Annotated in this window: 1 protein-coding gene; it reads right to left on the bottom strand. The window is 63.5% G+C overall.

Going from position 1 to position 1,313, the window contains the following annotated elements:
- Positions 1–40 precede the first annotated feature (40 nt).
- Positions 41–1,051: a transposase gene (locus JOD20_RS26275; protein WP_204758136.1), complete on the bottom strand. Its 1,011-nt coding sequence runs from the start codon at positions 1,049–1,051 to the stop codon at positions 41–43.
- Positions 1,052–1,313 lie beyond the last annotated feature (262 nt).

A 1,313-nucleotide genomic window follows, 5' to 3' on the forward strand; every position in this document is an offset into this window, starting at 1 on the left:
GGGGGTGCAGGGGGATGAAACCCCTTTCGGGGGTAGGTTTTTAAGGAATGGGCGGACGGCTGGTGGGTATGGTGGGCCATGGATCGGGATGGAGGCGCATGGGCAGTGGGATAGAGCGCCCGTGGAGGGACTGGGTTTGCAGCCAGAGCCACCCCAGCCGCAGCACGCGGATCACGCGGCGGCCCGCCGCCCAGAGGTCATGCAGGTCGGGGAGCGGAACCACCGTGGCCACGCTGCCGTCCTCGACCGCACTGCCCACACTGGTCAGCCATAGCGTCGCCACGGCCAGCGCCAACCACAGCCGTTCGGCCCGTTGCGGGTCGGTCATCCGCGTCTGCTGCCACTGCCACATGCCCCGTTTGGTGCATTTGAAGCCTTGTTCGCACCATGCCCGTAGTCCATACCACGCCGCAGCGCTGGCGGTTGGCGGCAGATCGCTCAGGATACACCATGGCTCCGCATGCTGCCCATCCATCCACACCAGTAGCGTGGCCGCCAGCCGATACCGCCCCTGAAATGCCTGCACGGCACCACCCCATGTCGGTTGCTGCGGGGTGACAAGCGTCGTTGGTGCGACTGATCGCGCCTGCCCATGGGGACGCACGGTGCGGTGACGCGTGACCCGCATGAACGGATGCCAGCCGTGGGCCTGAATCGCCCGAAAGAGCGTGGACGACCACAGGCCGCGATCGGTGAGCACCAACACCATCCAGTCGGCAGGAATGGCGGGCTGGATCAGGGTCAGCAGCCGGAGCCAGTGGGGATTCCACGCCTGTTGCTGGGTGGCAGGGAGGATTGCCCATGCCACCGGAATGGCGTTGCCGCGATAGACCACACTGACCGTCAAACAGGTGAAGCGATCACGCAGGGGTGTGGCATCGAGGGTGAGCGCGAGCTGGGTTCCCGTCCAGAGGCGGAGGACCCACGCAAGAAGTGGGGCAAAGCAGGTCGTGACATCGAGGGTGCGGCGCTGGTCACCGGCTTTCTGGGCAGCATCGATACACCATTCATACAAGCGTTGTTCGATGGTATTCACCTGCTGGCCAAGCATGAGGGCAAACCAGGTGGCGATGGTGCGTCGCCCACCGCCACGGGTCTGGGCAATGCCAAAACTCCACCAGGCTAAGCCCCGGGCAAACGCCCGACTTAAGTGCGGAAAGGCACTTGACACGACCGCTTCCCATACGGATAATCCTGGATGACGCATCACGACCTCACGGTGCTTGATTGGTTCTTGACACCCCGATCATACCGCAGGTTCGCTGATGCGTCATTCCTTAATGCTTAAAAACCTACCCCCGAAAGGGCTGAAA

Source organism: Herpetosiphon giganteus, from assembly GCF_016907925.1.
GTDB lineage: Bacteria > Chloroflexota > Chloroflexia > Chloroflexales > Herpetosiphonaceae > Herpetosiphon > Herpetosiphon giganteus.

Bases quoted from the DNA above. Each gene is read 5' to 3' on its own strand.
- JOD20_RS26275 (WP_204758136.1), bottom strand. From the start codon at position 1,051: ATGCTTGGCCAGCAGGTGAATACCATCGAACAACGCTTGTATGAATGG.